This is a genomic window from Bordetella genomosp. 11 (assembly GCF_002261215.1).
GTDB lineage: Bacteria > Pseudomonadota > Gammaproteobacteria > Burkholderiales > Burkholderiaceae_B > Bordetella_C.
Window position 1 is genome coordinate 1,431,072 of record NZ_NEVS01000004.1, and the last position, 21,102, is coordinate 1,452,173.

Genomic DNA, 21,102 nt, shown 5'->3' on the forward strand with positions numbered 1-21,102 from the left:
CCTCGCACGCCTGTCGCGAGCAAAAAAACGATGACAACGAGGAGACACAGCATGAAGAAAACCCTGGCGGCCGCGCTGGTGGCGGCGGGCGTTCTGGCGGGCTTGCCCGCCGCCCGCGCCGCGTATCCGGAGCAGCCCATCAAGATCGTCATCGGCTACGCAGCCGGCGGCACCACGGACATCCTGGCCCGCGCGCTGGGCGAACAGCTGGGCAAGATCCTGAACCAATCCATCATCATCGAGAACAAGCCCGGCGCGGCGGGCAACATCGCCGCCGCCTATGTGCAGCAGGCAGCGCCGGATGGCTATACCCTGTTCATGGCGACGGTGGCGAGCCACGGCATCAACCCCGCGCTGTACAAGGACAAGCTGGGCTATGACCCGAAAGGCGGCTTCGCACCCGTGGGCATGGTGGCGGCCATTCCCCTGGTGCTGATCGCCAACCCGAAGCTGCCGGCTCGCAATGTGGCCGAGCTGGCCGCCCTGTGCAAGGCCAGGGGCGGGGAAATGAACTATGCATCCAGCGGCAATGGATCCCCCGTGCACCTGGCCGGCGCGATGTTCGCGCAGGCGGCGCACGTCAATATCGTTCATGTGCCGTATCGCGGCGGCGCGCTGGCCAACACGTCCGTCATGACGGGCGAGACGCAATTCAGCTTCGCCACGCTGCCGGCGGCGCTGCCGCAGGTCAAGGCCGGTACGCTGCGCGCGCTGGCCGTCACCACGAAGGCGCGTTCGGACCAGTTGCCGGACGTGCCAACCGTCGCCGAAACGCCGGGATTCCAGGGGTACGAAATCAATACCTGGAACGCGCTGCTGGCGCCCAGGGGCACCCCTGAAGCGGCCGTCGACAGACTGAATGCGGCGCTCGCGCAAGCCATGGCCTCGCCGGAACTGCGCAAGCGCTTCCAGGCAGAGGGGGCGATGCCGCAGACCAGCACGCCGGCGCAACTGGGTGCCTTCATCGATGGCGAGCTGAAGAAGTGGGCGGGCATTGTGAAGGCGGTGAATATCAGGATCGACTGAGCGGCCGCCCGGCTTGCCAGGGGTGGGCAGCCTTGCGCAAGGGGCAAGAAAAAATCCCAGGCTGAAGGCCTGGGATTTTCCGTAGCGCTTGCCGTATCTGCGGCGTGTCAGTCCTGGCGCATGCCGGTGGCCTTGACGACGGCGCCGAGGCGGGCGCGTTCTTCATCGCAGAACTTGATGAAGTCGGCGCGCGTGCCGCCGACGGGCTCGATGCCCAGATCGGTCAGGCGCTTGACGTTGGCCGGGTCCTTCATGGCCGCGTCCACGGCGCCGGCGACCTTGTCCAGGATCGCGTCGGGCGTGCCCTTGGGCGCGTGCACGCCGGCCCAGTGGGCGATCTTGATTTCCGGAAAGCCTTGTTCGGCCGCGGTGGAGAGCTCCGGATAGGCCTTGATGCGTTCGGACCAGGTGCAGGCCAGGGCCTTGAGCTTGCCGGCACGGATCATGGGCAGGACGACGATGCTGGCCTCGGACGTGGCATCGACCTGGTTGCCGACGACGGCGGACACGGATTCGGAGCCGCTCTTGTACGGAATCAGATCGAGCTTCGCGCCGTAGGTGGTCGTCAGGATGCCTTCCACGAAGTGCGGCGTGCTGCCGGTGCCGGCGGTGGCGAAGTGCAGGCCGTGGTCTTTCTTGGAAGCCTCGACGAAGTCCTTCAGCGACGAATACGGCGAGCTGGCGGGCGCCACGACGACCGACGGAGCCAGGCCCACCATGGCCACGGGTACCAGGTCGCTGTCCTTGTACTGGACTTTGCGGATCATGCTGTTGGAGATAACGCCGGCCGCGCTGATCAGGAAGGTATAGCCGTCATTGTCCGCGCGCGCCACGTAGTCCGTGCCGATGACCGCGCCGGCGCCAGGCTTGTTCTCGACGACGACATTGGCGTTCAGGTTCTTGGCGATGCCTTCGGCCGCGGCGCGGCCCAGCAGGTCATTGGCGCCGCCGGGCGCGAACGGAACGATGATGCGGATGGGCTTGGAAGGCCATTTGTCATCCGCGAAAGCGATCTTGGGTGCGATGGCCACGGTGGCCATGCCGAATGCGGCCGTATTGAAGCGGCGACGGGAAATATCCATGAAAGTGCTCCTGGTAAATCTTCTTTTTTTGTAGTTATGGTTAATAGTAGTTATTGGTGGGAGTCGTAATTTAACCCATTGCACGGCTTTTACACGCCCCGGAGCGCAGCCGGTCCCGCGGTGAAGAAGGGCTGGTCATCCCGCGCACCGCAGAGGGGCAAAACCCCTTGTGCGAGGGGTCGGGCGTCGCCGCGCGAGGGTGCCCGGCGATCCCGAAGGAGCGGCGATCAGGAATCCTGTCGCATTCCTGTCGCCTTGACCACGGCGCCCAGGCGGGCCCGTTCCTCTTCGCAGAACTTGACGAAGTCGGCACGCGTGCCCCCCACGGGTTCGATCCCCAGTTCGGTCAGGCGCTGGACATTGGCGGGATCTTTCATCGCGTGGTCCACGCCGGCGGCGATCTTGTCCAGGATGGCATCCGGGGTGCCCCTGGGCGCGTGCACGCCGGCCCAATGGGCGATCTTGATCTTCGGGAAGCCTTGTTCGGCAGCCGTGGAGAGTTCGGGATAGGCCTTGATGCGTTCGGACCAGGTGCAGGCCAGTGCCTTGAGCTTGCCGGCGCGGACCATCGGCAGCACGACGATGCTGGCCTCGGACGTCGCGTCGACCTGCCCGCCGATGACGGCGGATACCGATTCGGATCCGCTCTTGTACGGCACGAGGTCCAGCTTGGCGCCATAGTCGGTGGTCAGGATGCCCTCCACGAAATGCGGGGTGCTGCCCGTGCCGGCGGTGGAAAAATGCAGGCCGCCCGGACTTTTCTTCGAGGCGTCGACGAAGTCCTTCAGGTTGGTGTAAGGCGAGTTCGCCGGGGCGATCACCACGGACGGCGCCAGGCCGATCATGGCGACGGGTACCAGGTCGCTGTCCTTGTACTGGACCTTGCGGATCATGCTGTTGGAAATCACGCCCGCGCCGCTGATCAGGAAGGTATAGCCGTCGTTGTCCGCGCGCGCCACGTAGTCCGTGCCGATCACCGCGCCGGCGCCGGGTTTGTTTTCGACGATGACATTGGCCTTGAGGTATTGCGCGATGCCTTCGGCCGCGGCGCGGCCCAGCAGGTCATTGGCACCGCCCGCGGCGAAAGGGACGATGATGCGGATCGGTTTGGACGGCCATTTATCTTCCGCGTGGGCGATCCTGGGCGCAACGGCGATGCCGGCAAGGCCCAGGGCTGCCGCGTTAAGGCGGCGTCTCACGATGTCCATGTGTGTCTCCTCGAAGTCGTTCTTGTGTCTGGCGCACCAGCCGCCCGCAGGCGATCGGCGCGCGCCGTCATCGTCGAATGGATGCGGCCAGGCCATTATCCGCCCGCATCGGCGATGCGCGCATCATGGAGAGTCCGCGCTTGCTGGCGCCATCGGCTGTGCATCTGCCGCGGTGTTGGCGCTCGATTTTGATAAGTGCAATGGTGTGCGAATTGTTACTTGAGTTGTCACGTCAGATTCAGTAAGGTGCTCTCCGTTTTCGACACAGATGAACCCCCCTTCAGGAGTCCACATGTCTTTTCGCGGATTGACGGCCGCTGTGCTGCTTTGCTCCCTGACCGCCTGCGCCAATATGAATGGCGGCGGCGAGGATAAGATGAGTATGTCCTACCTCAGGCAACATCTGGTCTCGAACCAGACGACCAAGGCAGACGTGGCGCAGATGTTCGGCCAGCCGAGGTATAAGAACGAAGAGGCCAACGGCGCGGATTATTGGGCCTATTCCGAAGAACAAATCAACGGCAGGAACTATCTGACCGATGCCGCGCAATATATTCCCGGGCTGGGATCGCTGGGCAACGCGGCGGTGCAGTCGCAAACCAAGAAGCCCAACCGCGACCTGAATATTTTCTTCAACAGCAACGGCACCGTGCGTCAATTCAACACCAGTGGATCGACGGGAGCCGGTTCCTGAGCGTTGCGCACGGGCAGCATCCGGACGGATGCCGCATCGGGCTGTTCAACAAAAACCCGCGGAGCGTCGTGCTCCGCGGGTTTTTGTTTGACATGGCGCCGTCGGCAGGGCCCGAAACGCCGTCAGCCGGCGTCCGATCCTGCCAGCAATTCGCGCCAGCGTGGCAATCGTCCCTTGGCATCCAGCTCCGCGTGCAGGGACGCGCCTTTGCGGGCGAGCGCTTCCTGGATATCGGCGATGGCAGTGGCCAGCTCCGGATTCATCCCGATTTCCGTCAGCATGGCGGCCGCCTCGCGCATTTCTTCCGAGCGGCGCTGCCCGTGTTCGGTCACGCGGCCGATCAGGTACGCTTCGTAGCCGTCATCCCAGCCGACGCTGGGAAAACTGGCGGCCATCGACGCCAATACGCGGTCGTCCACGCCGAAGTGGCGCGCGGCCAGCATGGACTGCACGCACATGGCCTCCATGCCCTTGATCATGATGCTGCGGCACAGCTTGATGGCGGAGGCCAGGCCGATGTCGTCCGCCACGGCTTCGGTGCGCATGCCCAATGCGTTGAGCCGTGCGGAAATGGCACGCGCCGCCGGTCCGCCCAATAGCATGGGCACCCGGACCCCTTGCGGGGGAACGGGGGCCATGACCGCGGATTCGACGTAGTCCGCTCCATGGCCCTGGATCAGCGCGCTGTTCTGTTGCTTGACCGTGGGCGAAACGGAATTCAGGTCGATGAAAGCCTGGCCCGGCTTCATCAACGGAGCGGCGCTTGCCGCGACGGCGCCGGCCTGGCTGGCGGTCACGGCCGAAAACACCAGCTCGGCGTCCGCCAGGCAGTCGGCCAGGGAAGCCGCCGCGCGGGCACCGCTGTTTTCCGCGCGGTCGGCGATCTGCGCGCGAGTTGCCGGCGTTTCCAGCTTGATGTCGTAGATGGCGACGCGGCACGCTTGCGCCGACAGGGCCTTGGCGAAGATGGGGCCGACTTCGCCGAAGCCGACGATGGCCACGGCGGGCGGGGCGTTGCGGATGGGTTCTTGCATGCGGTTTGCTCCGATGTGTCGTGAGGGATCGCGGCGCCGCGTATCCGGTGAGTAATAATCCGAAGATCAGGCGAGATCGCGCCGCGGCACGCCGGGATGCGGCGCGTCGCCAGGCTCGCGCGTCGATGGGCCGCGCAGGCAGGCGTCGAACTTCTCGCGATCGAACATGCCTTCCCACTTGGACAGCACCAGGACGGCGACGCTGTTGCCGATGACGTTCGTGGTGGACGTGGCGATGGCCAGGATGCGGTCGATACCGAATAGCAGGCCGACACCGCTCAGGGGCAGGACGCGCGTGGACTGCAGCGTGGCGGTCAGCTTGACCAGTGCGCCCCCGGCCGCGCCGGCGCCGCCCTTGGACGTGACCAGCATGACGGCGAGCAGGGCCAATTGCTGCGACAGCGGCAAGGGCGTGTCGGTGGCCTGGGCGATGAAGCCGATGCCGCAGGCCATGTAAAGGCAGGCGCCGTCGATATTGAAGCTATAGCCCGCCGGCAGCACGAAGCCGACGACCGCCTCGTCGCAGCCGGCCTGGCTGAGCTTGGAGACCAGCCTGGGAAAGGCGGCTTCGCTGGCGGCCGTGCCCATGGCGATGACGGCTTCGTCCTTGATCAGCGCCAGGATGCGGAAGATCGACAATCCGGCCAGCGCCGCCACCAGTCCCAGGACCAGGAAGACGAAGATCAGCGCGCTGGCGTAGTAGGTAAGGATGTAGCGCACGAGATAGAGCAGGGTGGTGCCGCCGTAGCTGCCCACGGCCGAGGCCATGGCACCGAAGGCGCCCAAAGGCGACAGGCGCATGACGAACCCCAGCATCTTGAACACGACCGTCTGCGCTTCGCCGATCAGTTTCAGCGCGATCCAGTCGGGTTTGGCGGTCAGGCTGAGCGCCGTGCCCGCCAGCAGCGAGACGAAGAGGACCGGCAGGATATCGCCGCTGACGAAAGCGGAGACGAGCGTGCGCGGGATGATGGACAGCAGGAAGTGCGTCAGCGTGAAGTCGGCCGAGGCGGCCTTGATCACGCCGGCGGCATGCCCCGCGGACGCGTCCAGCGCCGCCGCATGCAGGCCGTCGCCGGGACGCAGGATGTTCACCACCGTGAAGCCCACCAGCATGGCGATGGTGCTGACCACCTCGAAGTAGACCAGCGTCTTGATCCCCAGCCGGCCCAGCTTGCGGAAGTCCTTGATGTGCCCGATACCGTGCACCACGGTGCAGAAAATGATGGGCCCGAGCATCATCTTCAGCAAGGCGATGAAGCCCTCGCCCAGCGGCCGCATCCGGACCGCGCCCTGTGGGTCCAGCAGGCCGAACAGGATCGCCAACGCGATGGCGATGAGGACCTGCACGTATAGCTTCTTCAGCGTCTTCACTGGGGTGCTCTCCCGGGAATGCGGCGTGGCATGGCCGCGCTATTCGGGCTTGATGCCGGCGAGCTGGGCGGCCGCCCTGGACCGCTCGTATTCGGCGCGCAGGAATTCGGCGAAGCCGGCGGAGGTCCTTTGCGATGCGGTGGCTTCTTCCATGCCCGAATCGCGCAGTTTGCCGGCCACGGCGGGCATGTCCAGGCTGGCCGCCAGCGCGCCCTGCAGCCGCTCCCGCGTGTCCGTGGGCGTTTTGGCCGGCGCCAGCAATCCGACGTAGCTGGAGGCGGTGAAGTCCTTGACCCCGGATTCGATCATCGTCGGGATATCCGGCGCGATCGCGGACCGCTGTGTCGCCGCGACCGCCAGAATGCGCACTTTGCCGGCGCGGTGCAGAGGCAGGGCGGTGGAGAGCTCCGTCATCGTGGCGTCCAGGGTACCGCCTACCAGGTCCGGGATCAGGGCGCCGCCGCCGCGATACGGAACGTGGGCCAGGTTCGCGCCGGCCGCGGCGTTCAGCCGCATCAGGGTCAGATGGGTCGCGCTGCCCACGCCAGACGTGCCGGTGTTGATGCGCCGTTTTCTGGAAAGCGCGAACAGTTCGGCCAGGGTATGGACGGGCAGGCCGGGCGTGACGACCAGCACATGCGGAACGTAGCCCACCATGCCCACGGGCGCCAGGTCGCGCAGCGGATCGTAGGGCAGATGCAATTGCACGAAGGGATTGACCGTCATCGGGCCATTGGAGGCCACCAGCAGGGTGTAGCCGTCCGGTGTCGCGCGCACCACCATCTCGGCGCCGATGCTGCCGCCGGCGCCGGGTTTGTTCTCGACCACCGCCGACACGCCCAGGGCCTGGGTCAGCCCGGCGCTGACCACGCGTGCCGTCGTATCGACATTGCCGCCAGGCGCGAAGGGGACGATCAGGTGCAGGGGGCGGTCCGGGAAGCTGGCCGCCCGGGCGGCCGGCGTGAGCGCGGCGGCCAGCAGGCTGGCGCCGCCCAGCGCGAATGCGCGTCGGGTCATCGTCATGGAGTCTCCTTTATGTCTTTATTGACGGGGCGTTCTTCGACGTCCCCGTTCCTTTCGTCCGCGCTGCCGCGGCTTGGCCCGGTGTCCTGCGCGGGCGCGCTTTCCGCTCAGGCGGACGGGGGCCAGGCGGCGGCGGGGACTTCCACCTCACCGCGCATCAGCAGGCGCGCGGTACGCAGCAGGGCCGCTCGCGCCACCTTGTGCGGATCGGCCGGATCCAGCGAGAGCTGGACGCTGAATTCGCCGGTGGGGTGTTCCACCGACACAGTCCTGTCCTGGCCGGCCGGCGTGCGCGCGATCCCGGCGGCCACCGAGTCGTCCATGACGCAGGCCGTCGCCACCGTCACCGCGGCCAGTACGCCTATGGCCTCATGGCAGACGTGCGGAATGAAACAGCGCGTGCAGACGCTGCCGCCGTCGCGTGGCGGGGCCAGCAGGCACATCTTCGGAAAGGGCTTGCGCGACACATCGCCCAGGCCCATCAGCGCGGCCGCCTTCAGGCGCAACGCTTCCAGGCGCTGCTTCAATTCCTCGTCGGCGTTCAGTTCGGCCACGGTTTCATATCCGCTGCGGCCCAGGTCGGCGGCGCGCATCAGCACCATGGGCATGCCGTTGTCGATGCAGGTGATCTCCAGGCGTCCCAGGCCGTCGAGCTCCACCACGTCCAGCGCGCGGCCGGTAGGCAGCAGGCCGTCGCATACCGAGCCGGCGGTGTCGAGGAAATTGATCGAGATCGGCGCTGCCGTGCCGGGCACGCCGTCGATGCGCGCGTCGCCGTCGTAGGCGACATGGCCCTGCGGCGTTTGCACCGTGATGTCGCATTGCATGCCGGTATTGACCGTCAGCACGCGGAACGTACTGGTGGCGCCCTGCGGTTGCAGCATGCCGGTTTCGAGCGCGAAGGGGACGACGGCTGCCAGCATGTTGCCGCAATTGGGCGTCGTATCGACCGTGGGTTCGGCCACCGACACCTGGGCGAAGAGGAAATCGACGTCCACTCCCGGCGTGGCGCTAGGCGAGACGATGCCTACCTTGCTCGTCAGGGGATGGGCGCCACCCAGGCCGTCGATCTGGCGCTTATCCGGCGACCCCATCGCGGCCAGCAGCACCGCGTCGCGCGCGGCGACATCGGCGGGCAGGTCGGATGCCTTGAAGAATGGCCCGCGCGATGTGCCGCCACGCATCAGTATGCAGGGGATCGACCGCTGCCTTTGGTTTTTCCGGGCATCCATGTAGTCTCCGACCTCGCTTTCTATTTGCGTCGAGTATCGGCTGCATGGTGGACGGACGGGTTGCCTTGTACGACGATCGCCGTTCTAATATTTTTATTTCGGTGGTGCGGCACAGCATGGAATACCCCAATGGCGCCGACGGCGGGCTAAGCCTGCATCATCTGCACGTTTTCACCTCGGTGGCCCAGGCCGGCGGCGTGCGCCGCTCCGCCGAAGCGCTGTTCCGGGCCTCTTCGGCGGTTACCCGCGCAGTGGGCAACCTGGAGCACAGCCTTGGGGTGGCGCTGTTCGAGCGCAAGGCTACCGGCATGCTGTTGACGGCCGCGGGTGAGGCCGTGTTGGAGCGTGCCCGGCGTATCGAAGCGGAACTGGACGCCGTGCGCGACGAAGCCCTGGCGCTGCGGCGCGGGCAGGGCGGGGCAAGCGGCGTCGCGGCGACCGCGGCGCTGTTCCATACGCGGCGGCTGACCAGCGCGGCCCTGCTCGCCGATGTGCATCACATGTCCACCGTGGCGCATGCCTGCGGACTGACGCAGCCCGCCATCAGCGCGTCGCTCGCCAAGCTCGAAAAGAACCTGGCGCAGCGGCTGTTCCAGCGCACGGCGCGCGGCATGGTACCCACGCCGGTCGGCGAGCGCTGGGTCGTCCGCTTCAAGCGCGTATTGGCGGAGCTGCGCAATATTCAGGCGGATATGGCCGCCTTGAACGGCGCCCTGGAGGGTGTGGTGACCGTCGGCGCGCTGCCGATGATCCGCACCATCGTGCTGCCGGCCGCCATCGCCAACGTGCTGGCACGCCATCCCAGGCTGCGCATCCGCACGCTGGAAAGCCCGTATGGGGACTTGTGCGCCCGGCTGTTGAGCGCCGAGGTCGACTTCATCCTGGGCGCGCTCCGGCCGCTGCACGATGCTTCGCTAAGCACCCGCCTGCTGTTGCACGAGGATATCGTGCTGATCGCCCGCGCGGGCCATCCGCTGGCGGGGCGGCCGGTCGGCTTCGACGATCTCGCCCGCTACCCCTGGGTGCTGTCGCGCGCTTCCACCCCGCTGCGCGACCAGCTCAACGATTTTTTTCGCCGCCGGGGGCAGCCGCTGCTGGTGCCTTCCGTGGAGACCGCGGACCTGGCGCTGCTGCGCGGCCTTTTACTGCATTCCGACATGCTGACAGCCCTCTCGGTACATCAGCTGCACTACGAGTTCGAGGCGGGCGGGCTGGTCACGCTGGATTTTCCCCTGGACGGCATGCGACGCGAAATCGGCGTCACCACGCGCACCGGCGCGCAGCTGTCGCCCGGCGCGCGCGAGCTGCTGGACGAGATATCCCGCCTGGCGGCGGCGATGGCGGAAGACGGCGTCGCCACGCCGGTCGGCGCATAAACGGAATAGAACGGACGCGGCGACACAAGGCAACCATGCCGATGGCGCTTGCCCGCATACTCGCCCGCATCCCGCGCTTAACAGAAAAAGATGAGGCGACATGAAAACCGTGCCACCCCCGCATTCCCATCCCGGCAAGCCGGCGTACACCTTGCCGGCCGGCAGTTGCGATGCCCATGTGCACGTGTACGGACCGGTGGCCCGCTTTCCCTATGCGGCCGATCGCGCCTATGACCCGCCGGAGGCGCCCATCGAGCGGCTGCAGGCATTGCATCGCCTGCTGGGGGTGGAGCGCGCGGTCATCGTGCAGGCGACCGTGCACGGGACCGACAACCGGGCGATGCTGGACGCCATCTCGCGCGCGCCGGATCGGTATCGCGGCGTGGCGCTGGTGGCGCCCGATGTGTCCACCGATGAACTGCGACGGCTGCATGCGGGCGGCGTGCGCGGTGTCCGCTACAACTTCATGCCGCACCTGGGCAAGTCGGCGGACCCGGCGGAGGTAAGGGCGATGGCGGCGCGCATCGCGCCGCTGGGATGGCATATCCAGGTCCACGTCACCGCCGCTTATCTGCCGGCGATACGCGGCTTCCTGGAATCGCTGCCGGTGCCGTTCGTCATCGACCATATGGGGCGCACCATGGTGGAAGACGGCCTGGACCAGCCGGCGTTGGCCAGCCTGCTGGATGTGCTCGGGCATGAACGTGCCTGGGTGAAGATCAGCGGGCCGGAGCGCATATCGGCGCGGCTGTCCCGGCAGGCGCAACCGTATGCCGATGCCGTGCCGTTCGTGCGGCGTATCCTGGATGCCGCGCCCGGACGCGTCGTGTGGGGCACGGATTGGCCGCATCCGAATGTGCGCGAGGTGCCGAACGACGGCACGCTGGTGGACCTGTTGCCTTCGTATACGGATGACGCCACCGTGCTGGAAAGCATACTGGTGGCGAATCCTCTACGTCTTTACTGGTACGACTGAAACCGTCTGCCGAAGCCGCGAGGCGGCATCCCGGCACACCCGGCCTTGCATCAACTGCCGGCGTACACCAGCATCGCGGCGGCCAGGTCTTCCGAGGCCGCGCCCACGGCCTTGTAGACGGTGATTTCCTCCGGCGTGCGGCGCCCGGGATGCTGGCGCCGGCACAGCGCCTCCAGCGTGGCCAGCACGCGGTCGCGGCTGAAGACGCCGGCGGCGATGGGCGACAGCAGGTCGCCCGCCTTGTCCAGGGCTTCCTCGGTGTCGACGAATACGGACGTATCGGCGAAGGTCGCGTCGTCGGACTCGCGCATGAAAGGCTGGAAGCTGCCGATCAGGTCGACGTGGGTGCCGGCCCGCAGGCACGCGCGCCGCACCAGCGGCTGTTGCGCGAGCGTGGCGCACGTGACGATGTCCGCCTCACGGACCGCCGCGTCCAGGTCCATTGCGACGTCCGCGTCGAATCCGTCGGCCGTCAGCCTGTCGGCCAGGGCACGCGCCTTTTCGGGATGGCGGTCCCAGACGTACACCTGCCGGATATCGCGCACGGCCGCGTAGGCCGGTGCGAGGGCCGTGGCCACGTTCCCCGCGCCCACGACAAGCAGGCGATGGGCATCCTGCCGCGCCAGGAAGGACGCCGCCAGGGCGGATGCCGCGGCCGTGCGCCGCACGGTGATCTGGTCGCCGTCGATCAGGGCCAGGGGTACACCGTTGGCGGCGTCGTACAGCGTATAGGTGGAATGCAGGCCGGGCAGCCCTTGCGCGCCGTTGCCCGGAAAGATGGTGACATGCTTGATCCCCAGATAGCCGTCCTGCCAGGCCGGCATGATAAGCAGGCTGTCCTTCGTGCCGTCGCCTTCGCGCAGGATGTGGTTGTGGCGGCGCGGTACCGTGCAGCCTTGGACGAACATCCGTTCCAGGGCGGGGATCAGCCGGTCAAAGGGCAGGCGGGATGCGGTCGTGGCGCTGTCGAATATCTGCAAGCTATCCTCGGGGAAAACGGGCCCATGGGCTTCGGAATGGCGATAAATTATCGTATCCGATAAAAACATGAATAGTAAGACAATTTCATAATAATTATCCCGATGTTGTCGGATCAGGCAGTAAATGGGCGTTTGCTAGAATTGCGGCACCCTTTTCCCTTTCACCCGCCGTGCGTCCCCGTCCGCGCGCAAACGAGGACGACGCGGTCGTACGGAAGCCTTTATGGATAGAGCGGTGAAACGTGCGCCCAGGGAAGCCGGAACGCATTCCGACGCGCCTGGCGGCACGTCGGGTCTTACTACGCCGGGAAACGATCCCGCCATGGGGGAAAACCTGCTGTCGCGCAAGCTGCGCCGGCTGCGGCGAGAGGCCCAGTTGACCCTCCAGCAGCTCAGCGCGCGCTGCGGGATTTCCGTGTCCACCTTGTCCAAGATCGAAAAGGGCCGGCTGTCGCCCACCTACGAAAAAATTGCCGCCCTGGCGCAAGGGCTGGACATACAGGTGGGCGAACTGTTCAACGACGAACCCCTGGCGGCCCCGACAGCGCGCCGCAGCGTGACGCGGCGCGGGCAGGGGGTGATACACGCCACCGCGCAATACGATTACGAAGTGCTGTGCGCCGAACTGGCGCACAAACAGTTCGTGCCCTTGCTGGCAACCATCAAGGCTCGCACGCTGAAGGCATTCCCGGCGATGCTGCACCACGCCGGCGAAGAGTTCATCTACGTCCTGCACGGCAAGGTCACCGTGCACACCGAGCATTATCAACCGATGGAGCTGGGTGAAGGCGATTCCTGCTATTTCGACAGCACCATGGGTCACGCCTGCGTGGCAGGCGACGAAGACGCGCGGATCCTTTGGGTGTGTTCGAACGCCACGTTGCCCAAGGCGGCCGGATAGGGCTTTGCCGCCGCGCGCCGTCAGGCCAGGGCGCGCGCGCCCTGGCCGTGGCGCCGTCACCGCGGCCAGGACACGCGTTCAGCCGTCGGGCCACCACCGTTTGATGTACGGATCGGCCGGGTGCGCAACCGTCGTGCAAGTCGGCGTATCCTGATGCTGCGATGCAAGCTCCTTTCCCGCGGGCCGCGAGGCCGGGGACCGGTCCAGCGTACGTAGTGCCTCTTCGACGAGGTTCGCATGCACAGGCGCATCTCCGCGACATCGTTGTTGCTGCTGGCCTTGGCCAGTGCATGCCAGAAGGCGCCCGAAGCGCCCACGCGCGAACCTGTCGCCGTGACCGTGCTGACCGTGGCGCAGCGCGATACCCCCGTCGATTTCGAGTTCACCGCCCAGACGCAAAGCTCGCGCGAGGTGGAAATCCGCGCGCGCGTGGATGGCTTCCTGGACAAGCGCGTCTACGTGGAAGGGGATCTGGTGCGCGAAGGCCAGACGCTGTTCCTGATGGATCCCAAGCCTTTCCAGGCCGCGCTGCAGACGGCCAAGGGACAGCTCGCCCAGCAGCAGGCCCGCTGGACGGTGACGCGCGCAAACCTGGCGCGGGTGCGTCCGCTGGTCGCGCAGAATGCGATCAGCAAGAAGGATCTGGACGATGCGGTGGGCAACGAGCAGGAGGCCGCCGCCGCCGTCATCGCGGCGCAGGGGCAGGTGCAGACGGCCGAGCTGAACCTGAGCTACACGACCATCAAATCGCCGCTGAACGGCCTATCCAGTTTCGCGCGGCAGCAGGACGGCAGCTATGTCACCGCGACCTCGCAGAGCCTGCTGACCTATGTCTACCAGGTCGACCCCATGTGGGTGAACTTCAGCATTTCCGAGAACGAGCTGCTGTCTTACCGCGACCAGATCGACAAGGGACGGCTGCGCTTTCCGCCCCGCAGCCAGTTCGACGTGTCCATCATCCAGGCCGATGGGTCCGTGTACCCCCAGGTCGGCCATATCGACTTCGCCAATCCGGCCTTCAGCACGCAGACGGGAACTTTCCTGGTCCGCGCTTCGTTCGCCAATCCGGACGGCGTGCTGCGCCCGGGCCAGTTCGTGCGGGCGCGCGTGTCCGGCGCGGTCCGTCCCAATGCCATTCTGGTCCCGCAGCGGGCCGTGTTGCAGGGATCCAAGAGCCATTTCGTCTGGGTGGTGGGCAAGGACGGCAAGGCGCGCGAACGGGTGGTGGAGGTCGGCACGTGGCATGGGGATGACTGGTTCATCACCGAAGGCCTGCAGCCGGGCGAGCAGATCGTGGTCGATGGCGCGATCCGCGTCACGCCCGATGCGCCGCTGAAAATCACGGCCGGCGGTGCCGGCCAGGGGGGCGCGGACAGCGCCGGGACGAAGGGGCAGGGGGAAGGCGCAGCGGCGACGGCAGCAGGCAGCGGCAAGAATGCCGGTCCGGGGGCGAAATGAATATTTCGCACTTCTGCATAGACCGTCCGATATTCGCGTCGGTGATTTCCATCGTCATCACCATCGCGGGCGCGGTCGCCATGCTGGTGTTGCCGGTTGCCCAGTATCCCGATATCACGCCGCCGCAGATCACCATCAGCGCCACCTATCCGGGGGCCAGCGCCGACGTGGTGGCCAATAACGTCGCCGCGCCCATCGAGCAGCAGGTCAATGGCGCCGACAACTCGATCTACATGAATTCCTCCAGTTCCTCCACGGGGAACCTTACCGTCAACGTGTTTTTCGAGATCGGTACCAATCCCGAATTGGCGCAGGTCGATGTCCAGAACCGCGTGAACCTGGCCCTGCCGCAATTGCCGCAGTCGGTGCAGGCCCAGGGCGTGCAGGTGCAGAAGAAGTCCTCCGCCTTCATGATGGTGCTCGCGATCTATTCGCCCGATCAGCGCTACGACGCGACCTATATCGCCAACTACACCAACATCTATGTGCTGGATGCCATCAAGCGCATTTCGGGCGCCAACCAGTCGGCCATCTTCGGCACGCCCGACTACGCCATGCGGATCTGGCTCAAGCCGGACCGCATGGCGCAATTGAAAGTGACTGCCGCAGACGTGCAAAAGGCGGTGACGAACCAGAACGAACAATTCGCGGTGGGACGCATCGGGCAGTCGCCCACCGCCGGTCCGGTCGAACAATCCTTCGCGGTGACGACGCGTGGGCGCCTGACGGACCCGACGGAGTTCGAAAACATCATCATCCGCGCGGCCAGTAGCGGTGCCGCGATCGTGCGGCTCAAGGATATCGGCCGCGCGGAGCTGGGCCAGAAGGATTATTCGATCCGCAGCAGCTACCAGGGCAAGCCCGCGACCCTGATGGCGGTGTATCAGCAGCCGGGGGCCAATGCCCTGGATGTTTCGAAGCAAGTCCGCGCGACGCTGGCCCAATTGAAGAGCAGCTTCCCGGAGGGCCTGGAATACAGCATCGCGATGGACACCACCGAGTTCACGCGCGCGTCCATCAAGGATGTCATCAAGACCTTTTTCGAGGCACTGGTGCTGGTGGTGGTCGTGGTGTTCGTATTCCTGCAGAGCCTGCGCGCGACCCTGATCCCGATCGTCGCGGTGCCGGTATCCATCGTCGGTACCTGTGTCGGCATGCTGGCGCTGGATTTCTCCATCAATATGCTGACGCTGTTCGGCATGGTGCTGGCGATCGGTATCGTCGTGGACGATGCCATCGTGGTCATCGAGAACGTCGAACGCAATATGACGGAGCACAAGCTGGACCCGAAAGCGGCCGCCAAACGCGCCATGGACGAAGTCGCCGGGCCGGTGGTGGCCATCGTGCTGGTGCTCTGCGCGGTGTTCATCCCGGTGGCATTCATCGGCGGCATCACCGGCCAGATGTACAAACAGTTCGCCATCACCATCGCGATCTCGGTGATTATCTCCGGCGTGGTGGCCCTGACGCTTTCGCCGGCGCTGGCCGCCCTGCTGCTGCGCCCGGGACATCACGAGAAGAAAGGGTTTTTCCGCTGGTTCGAGCGGTTTTTCAGCCGGATGACGGAGGGCTATACCAACGCCGTGAAGTGGATGATCAAGCGCCTGGCGGTGGGGCTGATCGTGTTCGCCGGGCTGGTGGCGCTGGCCGTCGTCATGATGCGCATCCTGCCGACCTCTTTCCTGCCGCCGGAGGACCAGGGTTATCTGCTGGGCCAGGTGATCATGCCCGACGCGGCCAGCCTGGATCGCACGGGGGCCGTGTCGCGGCGGGTCACGGATTACTTTCTCGATCAACCCGCCGTGGGCAGCGTGGCGATGGTGGACGGCTATAGCCTGCTGGATAGCCAGAACAAGAACAATGCCGCGACATTCTTCATCGGTTTCAAGAGCTTCGACGAACGCTACTCGTCGGAGAATATCCGTACGCAGAATGCCAGGGCCGTATTGCTGCGTGCCTACGAAACCCTGTCGCGCGTGCAGGAAGGCATCGTGCTGCCCGTGAACCCGCCCTCGATCCCGGGCTTGGGCACCACCGGCGGCACGGAAGTCTGGATACAGAGCCAGGGCGATGCCACCATCGCCCAGATGGCCGCGATAGTGCAGGAATACATCGCCAAGGCGCAGGCGCGGCCGGAACTGGCGCGCGTGACCTCCACCTTCAATGCGTCGTCCCAGCAGTTGCTGGTCGACGTCGATCGCGACAAATCCGAAACACTGGGCATCCCGGTCGAGGAGGTCTATAGCGCGATGCAGACCATGTTCGGCTCCCTGTATGTATCGCAGTTCAACCGGTCCAGCCGGCTCTGGCAGGTGATCCTCCAGGCAGATGCGTCGTACCGCCTGCGGCCGGAGGACCTGTCGCAGATCTATGTGCGCAGCAAGGCCGGCGATATGGTGCCGCTCAGCTCGATGGTAAGGACGCGCTACGTCACCGGTCCGGACCTGGTGACACGCTTCAATAATTTTCCGGCCATCAAGGTGACCGTCAATGCCGCACCCGGCTTCAGCAGCGGGCAGGTGATGCAGGCGCTGGAGGAAACGGGCGCGCAGGTGCTGCCATCCGGCTACACGCTGGGATGGAGCGGCGAAGCCTATGAGGCCAGGAAGGCGGGCAATACCTCGGTCCTGGTCTTCGCCTTCGGCCTGGTCATGGTGTTTCTGATCCTGGCGGCCCAGTACGAAAAATGGAGCCTGCCTCTGGGCGTGCTGATGACCGTGCCGTTCGCGCTGTTCGGCGCGCTGGCGGCGACGCTGTTGCGCGGACTGGAAAACGATGTGTATTTCCAGATCGGCCTGACCATGCTGGTGGCACTGGCGGCGAAGAACGCAATCCTGATCTTCGAGTTTGCCGTATTGAACCGCCAATCCGGCGCATCGGTGTTCGATGCCGCGGTCAGGGCGGCCAACGAACGCCTGCGTCCCATCGTCATGACGTCCCTGGCCTTCATCCTGGGCTGCGTGCCGCTGGCGCTCGCCACCGGGGCCGCCGCCAACAGCCGGCATTCGATCGGGACCGGCGTGATCGGCGGGATGCTGGGCGCGACGGCCATCGCCGTCTTCTTTATTCCCATGTTCTTCTACGTCCTGGAGAAATTCTCGGAACGCAAGAGCGACGATAGCAAGGCACCCGAGCCGCCGGCGCCGCAGGGTTCCCCGCCCATGCCTTCCGGAGGCTCGCCGGTTCCCGGCGCGCATGGCGCGGCCAGTGCCGGGCTGCGGCCGTCCGCGCAGCGGGAGGAGGAATGATATGCGCGCGTCGGCCGCCTCGCTGGTGACGTGCATCCTGCTGAGCGGCTGCCTGGTGGGGCCGGACTATAAGCGGCCGGAGGTCGATACGCCGCAGGCATTCCGCTTCGCCGACGGCGAAGCCCGCCAGGTCGTGGACACCCTGTGGTGGCAGCAGTTCCGGGATCCCGCGCTGGATGCCCTGATCGCCACCGCGTTGGCGCAGAACAAGGACGTGAAAATCGCGGCGGCGCGTATCGAGCAATATCTGGGGCAATTGCAAACCACGCGCGCGCAGCTGTTCCCGCAATTGGGCGCGGACGCGCAGGCCGGAAGGCAACGGCTGCCCATCGGCTCGGCCAATCTGCCGGAGAACACCGGGCCGGTATTCAACCAGTATTCGGCCACGCTATCGGCGTCCTGGGAGCTCGATGTCTTCGGCCGGCTGCGCCGGCAGACCGAGGCCGCGCGCGCCATGCTGCTGGCCACGGAGGAAGGGCGGCGCGCGACCATCCTGGCGCTGGTGGCGTCGGTGGCGTCGTCCTATATCAATCTGGTGTCGCTGGACCGGCAACTGGACATCGCCCATGCGACGGCGGCCAGCCGCGCCGAGTCGGTGCGCATTTTCACGCTGCGCTACAGCTACGGAGAAGTGTCGGAGATGGAGCTGGCGCAGAGCCAATCCGAATACCAGGCCGCGTTGGCGACCATCCCGCAGCTGGAACTGCAGATCGCGCAGCAGGAAGACGCGCTCTCCATTCTGCTGGGCCGCAATCCCGAAGCCGTGCCGCGCGATCGCGTCCTGGACCAGCTGGCGCTGCCGGAGATCCCCGCCGGCCTGCCGTCGGAACTGCTGACGCGGCGGCCCGACCTGCGGCAGGCGGAGCAGAACCTGATCGCGGCCAACGCGCTGATCGGCGCGGCCCGGGCGCTGTATTTCCCGTCCATTTCGCTGACCGGGGCTTTCGGCACGGCCAGCGGCCAATTCTCCAACCTGTTCACCGGCGCATCGCGAGTGTGGTCGTTCGCCGGTGCCGTTACCGTACCCATCTTCACCGCCGGCGCGATCGGCGGCCAGGTGCGCCAGGCCGAGGCGCAGCACCAGCAGATCCTCCTCGAGTACGAGAAAGCCATCCAGGTCGCTTTCCAGGAGGTATCCGACTCGCTCATCGGCTTGCGCAAAACGCGCGAGGCCCTGGTCGTGCAGGGCCGCCAGGTGGAAGCGCTGGGGCGCTACGCGCGGCTGGCCCGCTTACGCTACGAGGGCGGGTACACGAGCTATATCGAGGTGCTGGACGCCGAGCGCAGCCTGTTCAATGCGCAATTGACGCAGGCGCAGACGCAGGGCGCCGTGTTCGCCTCGATGGTGCAGCTGTACAAGGCGATGGGTGGGGGTTGGGTCATGACCGCGGAGGGCATGACGGTCGTCGGCGCTACGGCGGCACCGCCGCGTGCCGCGGCTTCGCCTTGAGTGGGGCGGCCTGTTCCTATGCGCGGTGTGCCTTCGCGAACCGTTGCCGCAGCCGGTGCAGGGGCGTGCGGCGGAAGGTTTCGTAGCGTTCTTCCTCTTCGGAGAATGCCAGCGACGGCTTGACCAGATCGCTGCGGCTGATCACGCCCACCAGGCGCCGCGACTGGGCGTCCGTCACGACCGGCACGCGTTCCAGCCCATGCACCGCCAGGCGGTTGGCGACGGTACGGCAGGTTTCGCCCGGCAGGGCCATGATGGGCACATTCGCGCCGAACAGGTCGGCCATGCGGTGGGCCTGCGGATTGGCCAGGCCTTGCAGCAGCGTATCGCGTTCGATCATCCCGACCAGCGCGCCATCGCGCACGACGGGGTATGCACGATGCGTCTGTTGCGCGCCGAAGGAGGTCTCCAGCGCGTCGCGCAGCCGCGTATCGGCGTCGACGGTGCGCGGGTCGCGCGTCATGACCTCGTGCACGAAGTGGCGCTCCAGCGGATCGATGCCGTATTCGCGGTAGATGTGATAGCCGCGCCGGGCGATTTTCTCCGTCAGGATGGAGCGGCGCATCACCAGCACCGTGAACCCGTATGCGCAGGCCGAGGCCGTCAGCAAGGGCAACAGGGCATTGATGTCGTGCGTCAACTCGAAGGCGAACAGTACCGACATGATGGGCGCGCGCATCATCCCGCCCAGCGTCGCGGCCATGAAAATCATCGGCCACAAGGCGGGTTGGCCGCCCGGCATGTACGGGCCGGCCACCGCGCCCACCGCGGCGCCCATCATCAGCAAGGGGGCAAGTACCCCACCCGAGGTTCCGGAAGCCAGGGAGATCACCCAGATCGCCGCCTTGACCAGGATCAGGCCGACGACCACGCCGACGGCGAGATTGTTGTGCAGCAGGTCGCCGATGACGTCGTAGCCCACCCCCAGCGCCCGCGGCTGGAAATAGCCGCCGATGCCGATCGCCAGGCCGCCCAGCGCCGGCCACCACATCCAGTGAAAGGGCAGCTTCAGGAACAGGTCTTCCATCTTGTACAGCGACGTGGACAGCCCCCAGGACAAGGCACCCGTGACCACGCCGGCGATGGCGCAGGCGATCAGCCCGACCGGGCCGAGTACCTCCGTCTGCAGCGGGAACAGCGCGCCGCCCTCCATCACCAGGGGACGGCAGAAGCCCGCCACCGCGCAGGCGATGGCAACCGGCAGCAGGCTGCGGGGCCGCAGTTCGAACAGCAGCAGCTCCACGGCCAGCATGACCGCCGCGATGGGCGTGCCGAACACGGCCGTCATGCCGGCGGTGGCGCCCGCCACCAGCAAGGTCTTGCGTTCGGCGCCGGTCAGGTGAAAGTACTGGGCGATCAGCGAACCGATGGCGCCGCCGGTCATGATGATGGGGCCTTCGGCGCCGAAGGGGCCGCCGCTGCCGATGGCGATCGCCGACGACAGTGGCTTGAGGACGGCGACCTTGGGCGACATCCTGCTCTTGCCGAACAGGATGGCTTCGATGGCCTCCGGGATACCGTGGCCGCGGATCTTTTCCGTGCCGTAGCGGGCGATCAGGCCGATGATCAGGCCGCCGGCCGCCGGAATGACGACGACCCACAGCCCGAGGGTATTGTCGGCGGGCGATCGGGCCTGCAGCGATACCGTCTGGAAGAAAAACAGGTTGGTGAAGAAAGCGATCAGCCGCAGCAAACAGTACGCGGTCAGCGTACTGAGCATGCCGATGACCGCTGCGATCGCCGCGATGCGCAGCAGACGGGCGCTGGCGGCGAAATCGCCCATGGATTTAGCTTCGTGCACGTTGATTCCAGGAGTTCGACGGGAAGGGGGCAAGCGCGCGTCCGGCGCCTGGGGCGGCGCGTAATAAGGAGAAAAAGGGGGCACGTATCGCGACGGCGACGGCAGCGCACGGACCGGTCGCCGGTCCGCTGTTATTATATCGTACTACGATGTATTTAATACCGCTTCGGCGGAAAGCCGTGCCGCCACCCGGGCACCCCGGGGTGAAGAGACGGGTGCCTGTCCCCGGCGTTTAGGCG

Annotated in this window: 16 protein-coding genes; 8 read left to right on the top strand and 8 right to left on the bottom strand. The window is 66.2% G+C overall.

Features of this window, described 5'->3' with window-relative positions; genetic code table 11:
- Positions 1-51 precede the first annotated feature (51 nt).
- A complete protein-coding gene (locus tag CAL28_RS14065) occupies positions 52-1,026 on the top strand; it encodes a Bug family tripartite tricarboxylate transporter substrate binding protein (RefSeq protein WP_094841960.1) in 975 nt (324 codons plus the stop codon).
- A 107-nt stretch (positions 1,027-1,133) separates the two neighbouring features.
- Here CAL28_RS14065 and CAL28_RS14070 read toward each other — a convergent pair whose 3' ends face one another.
- Both CAL28_RS14070 and CAL28_RS14075 read right to left on the bottom strand, forming a co-directional pair.
- Positions 1,134-2,108 carry a Bug family tripartite tricarboxylate transporter substrate binding protein gene (locus CAL28_RS14070; RefSeq protein ID WP_094841961.1) on the bottom strand — a complete coding sequence of 325 codons (975 nt, stop codon included), beginning with the start codon at positions 2,106-2,108 and terminating at the stop codon, positions 1,134-1,136.
- A gap of 227 nt (positions 2,109-2,335) precedes the next feature.
- Positions 2,336-3,316, bottom strand: coding sequence for a tripartite tricarboxylate transporter substrate binding protein (locus CAL28_RS14075; RefSeq protein ID WP_094844609.1), 981 nt, complete (start codon positions 3,314-3,316; stop codon positions 2,336-2,338).
- A 292-nt stretch (positions 3,317-3,608) separates the two neighbouring features.
- Here CAL28_RS14075 and CAL28_RS14080 point away from each other — a divergent pair, with 292 nt between their 5' ends.
- Complete coding sequence (locus tag CAL28_RS14080) at positions 3,609-4,010, top strand: hypothetical protein (RefSeq protein ID WP_094841962.1); 402 nt, start codon at positions 3,609-3,611, stop codon at positions 4,008-4,010.
- 122 nt (positions 4,011-4,132) lie between these two features.
- On the opposite strand, the gene CAL28_RS14085 is transcribed toward CAL28_RS14080, so the two are convergent.
- From CAL28_RS14085 to CAL28_RS14100, 4 genes are all read right to left on the bottom strand, one after another.
- Complete coding sequence (locus CAL28_RS14085; protein WP_094841963.1) at positions 4,133-5,044, bottom strand: NAD(P)-dependent oxidoreductase; 912 nt, start codon at positions 5,042-5,044, stop codon at positions 4,133-4,135.
- Between the two features lie 66 nt (positions 5,045-5,110).
- On the bottom strand, positions 5,111-6,418 hold the full coding sequence (locus tag CAL28_RS14090; protein WP_094841964.1) for a cation:dicarboxylate symporter family transporter: 1,308 nt from the start codon (positions 6,416-6,418) through the stop codon (positions 5,111-5,113).
- Positions 6,419-6,457: 39 nt separating this feature from the next.
- The gene (locus CAL28_RS14095) at positions 6,458-7,441 is read right to left on the bottom strand and encodes a Bug family tripartite tricarboxylate transporter substrate binding protein (protein WP_254926124.1); all 984 of its coding nucleotides are present in this window, start codon (positions 7,439-7,441) and stop codon (positions 6,458-6,460) included.
- Between the two features lie 107 nt (positions 7,442-7,548).
- Positions 7,549-8,673, bottom strand: coding sequence for a 4-oxalomesaconate tautomerase (locus CAL28_RS14100; RefSeq protein WP_094841965.1), 1,125 nt, complete (start codon positions 8,671-8,673; stop codon positions 7,549-7,551).
- A gap of 116 nt (positions 8,674-8,789) precedes the next feature.
- On the opposite strand from CAL28_RS14100, the gene CAL28_RS14105 reads away from it, so the two are divergent.
- Together CAL28_RS14105 and CAL28_RS14110 are read left to right on the top strand one after the other, a co-directional pair.
- Positions 8,790-10,049, top strand: coding sequence for a LysR substrate-binding domain-containing protein (locus CAL28_RS14105; protein ID WP_094844611.1), 1,260 nt, complete (start codon positions 8,790-8,792; stop codon positions 10,047-10,049).
- A 100-nt stretch (positions 10,050-10,149) separates the two neighbouring features.
- Entirely contained in the window at positions 10,150-11,025 is an 876-nt protein-coding gene (locus tag CAL28_RS14110) for an amidohydrolase family protein (RefSeq protein ID WP_094841966.1), read from the top strand.
- A 50-nt stretch (positions 11,026-11,075) separates the two neighbouring features.
- Here CAL28_RS14110 and CAL28_RS14115 read toward each other — a convergent pair whose 3' ends face one another.
- Complete coding sequence (locus CAL28_RS14115) at positions 11,076-12,005, bottom strand: ornithine cyclodeaminase family protein (protein ID WP_094844612.1); 930 nt, start codon at positions 12,003-12,005, stop codon at positions 11,076-11,078.
- A 235-nt stretch (positions 12,006-12,240) separates the two neighbouring features.
- Here CAL28_RS14115 and CAL28_RS14120 point away from each other — a divergent pair, with 235 nt between their 5' ends.
- The 4 genes from CAL28_RS14120 (at position 12,241) to CAL28_RS14135 (ending at position 19,062) form a co-directional block, all read left to right on the top strand.
- On the top strand, positions 12,241-12,906 hold the full coding sequence (locus CAL28_RS14120; RefSeq protein ID WP_217906570.1) for a helix-turn-helix domain-containing protein: 666 nt from the start codon (positions 12,241-12,243) through the stop codon (positions 12,904-12,906).
- Between the two features lie 237 nt (positions 12,907-13,143).
- Positions 13,144-14,364, top strand: a complete 1,221-nt coding sequence (locus CAL28_RS14125) for an efflux RND transporter periplasmic adaptor subunit (protein WP_094841968.1) — start codon at positions 13,144-13,146, stop codon at positions 14,362-14,364.
- Positions 14,361-17,612 (top strand): efflux RND transporter permease subunit, encoded by a 3,252-nt coding sequence (locus CAL28_RS14130; RefSeq protein ID WP_094841969.1) that lies wholly within the window; start codon positions 14,361-14,363, stop codon positions 17,610-17,612. The genes CAL28_RS14125 and CAL28_RS14130 overlap by 4 nt, the downstream gene beginning before the upstream one ends.
- A gap of 1 nt (position 17,613) precedes the next feature.
- Entirely contained in the window at positions 17,614-19,062 is a 1,449-nt protein-coding gene (locus CAL28_RS14135; protein ID WP_094841970.1) for an efflux transporter outer membrane subunit, read from the top strand.
- 16 nt (positions 19,063-19,078) lie between these two features.
- Here CAL28_RS14135 and CAL28_RS14140 read toward each other — a convergent pair whose 3' ends face one another.
- Positions 19,079-20,845 carry a chloride channel protein gene (locus tag CAL28_RS14140; RefSeq protein ID WP_094841971.1) on the bottom strand — a complete coding sequence of 589 codons (1,767 nt, stop codon included), beginning with the start codon at positions 20,843-20,845 and terminating at the stop codon, positions 19,079-19,081.
- Positions 20,846-21,102 lie beyond the last annotated feature (257 nt).

What these genes read in the sequence shown, in the direction of transcription:
- CAL28_RS14140 (WP_094841971.1), bottom strand. Translation starts at nt 20,845, where the DNA reads ATGGGCGATTTCGCCGCCAGCGCCCGTCTGCTGCGCATCGCGGCGATC.
- CAL28_RS14075 (WP_094844609.1), bottom strand. Translation starts at nt 3,316, where the DNA reads ATGGACATCGTGAGACGCCGCCTTAACGCGGCAGCCCTGGGCCTTGCC.
- CAL28_RS14125 (WP_094841968.1), top strand. Translation starts at nt 13,144, where the DNA reads ATGCACAGGCGCATCTCCGCGACATCGTTGTTGCTGCTGGCCTTGGCC.
- CAL28_RS14130 (WP_094841969.1), top strand. Translation starts at nt 14,361, where the DNA reads ATGAATATTTCGCACTTCTGCATAGACCGTCCGATATTCGCGTCGGTG.
- CAL28_RS14070 (WP_094841961.1), bottom strand. Translation starts at nt 2,108, where the DNA reads ATGGATATTTCCCGTCGCCGCTTCAATACGGCCGCATTCGGCATGGCC.
- CAL28_RS14095 (WP_254926124.1), bottom strand. Translation starts at nt 7,441, where the DNA reads ATGACGATGACCCGACGCGCATTCGCGCTGGGCGGCGCCAGCCTGCTG.
- CAL28_RS14135 (WP_094841970.1), top strand. Translation starts at nt 17,614, where the DNA reads ATGCGCGCGTCGGCCGCCTCGCTGGTGACGTGCATCCTGCTGAGCGGC.
- CAL28_RS14110 (WP_094841966.1), top strand. Translation starts at nt 10,150, where the DNA reads ATGAAAACCGTGCCACCCCCGCATTCCCATCCCGGCAAGCCGGCGTAC.
- CAL28_RS14105 (WP_094844611.1), top strand. Translation starts at nt 8,790, where the DNA reads ATGGAATACCCCAATGGCGCCGACGGCGGGCTAAGCCTGCATCATCTG.
- CAL28_RS14065 (WP_094841960.1), top strand. Translation starts at nt 52, where the DNA reads ATGAAGAAAACCCTGGCGGCCGCGCTGGTGGCGGCGGGCGTTCTGGCG.
- CAL28_RS14080 (WP_094841962.1), top strand. Translation starts at nt 3,609, where the DNA reads ATGTCTTTTCGCGGATTGACGGCCGCTGTGCTGCTTTGCTCCCTGACC.
- CAL28_RS14100 (WP_094841965.1), bottom strand. Translation starts at nt 8,673, where the DNA reads ATGGATGCCCGGAAAAACCAAAGGCAGCGGTCGATCCCCTGCATACTG.
- CAL28_RS14085 (WP_094841963.1), bottom strand. Translation starts at nt 5,044, where the DNA reads ATGCAAGAACCCATCCGCAACGCCCCGCCCGCCGTGGCCATCGTCGGC.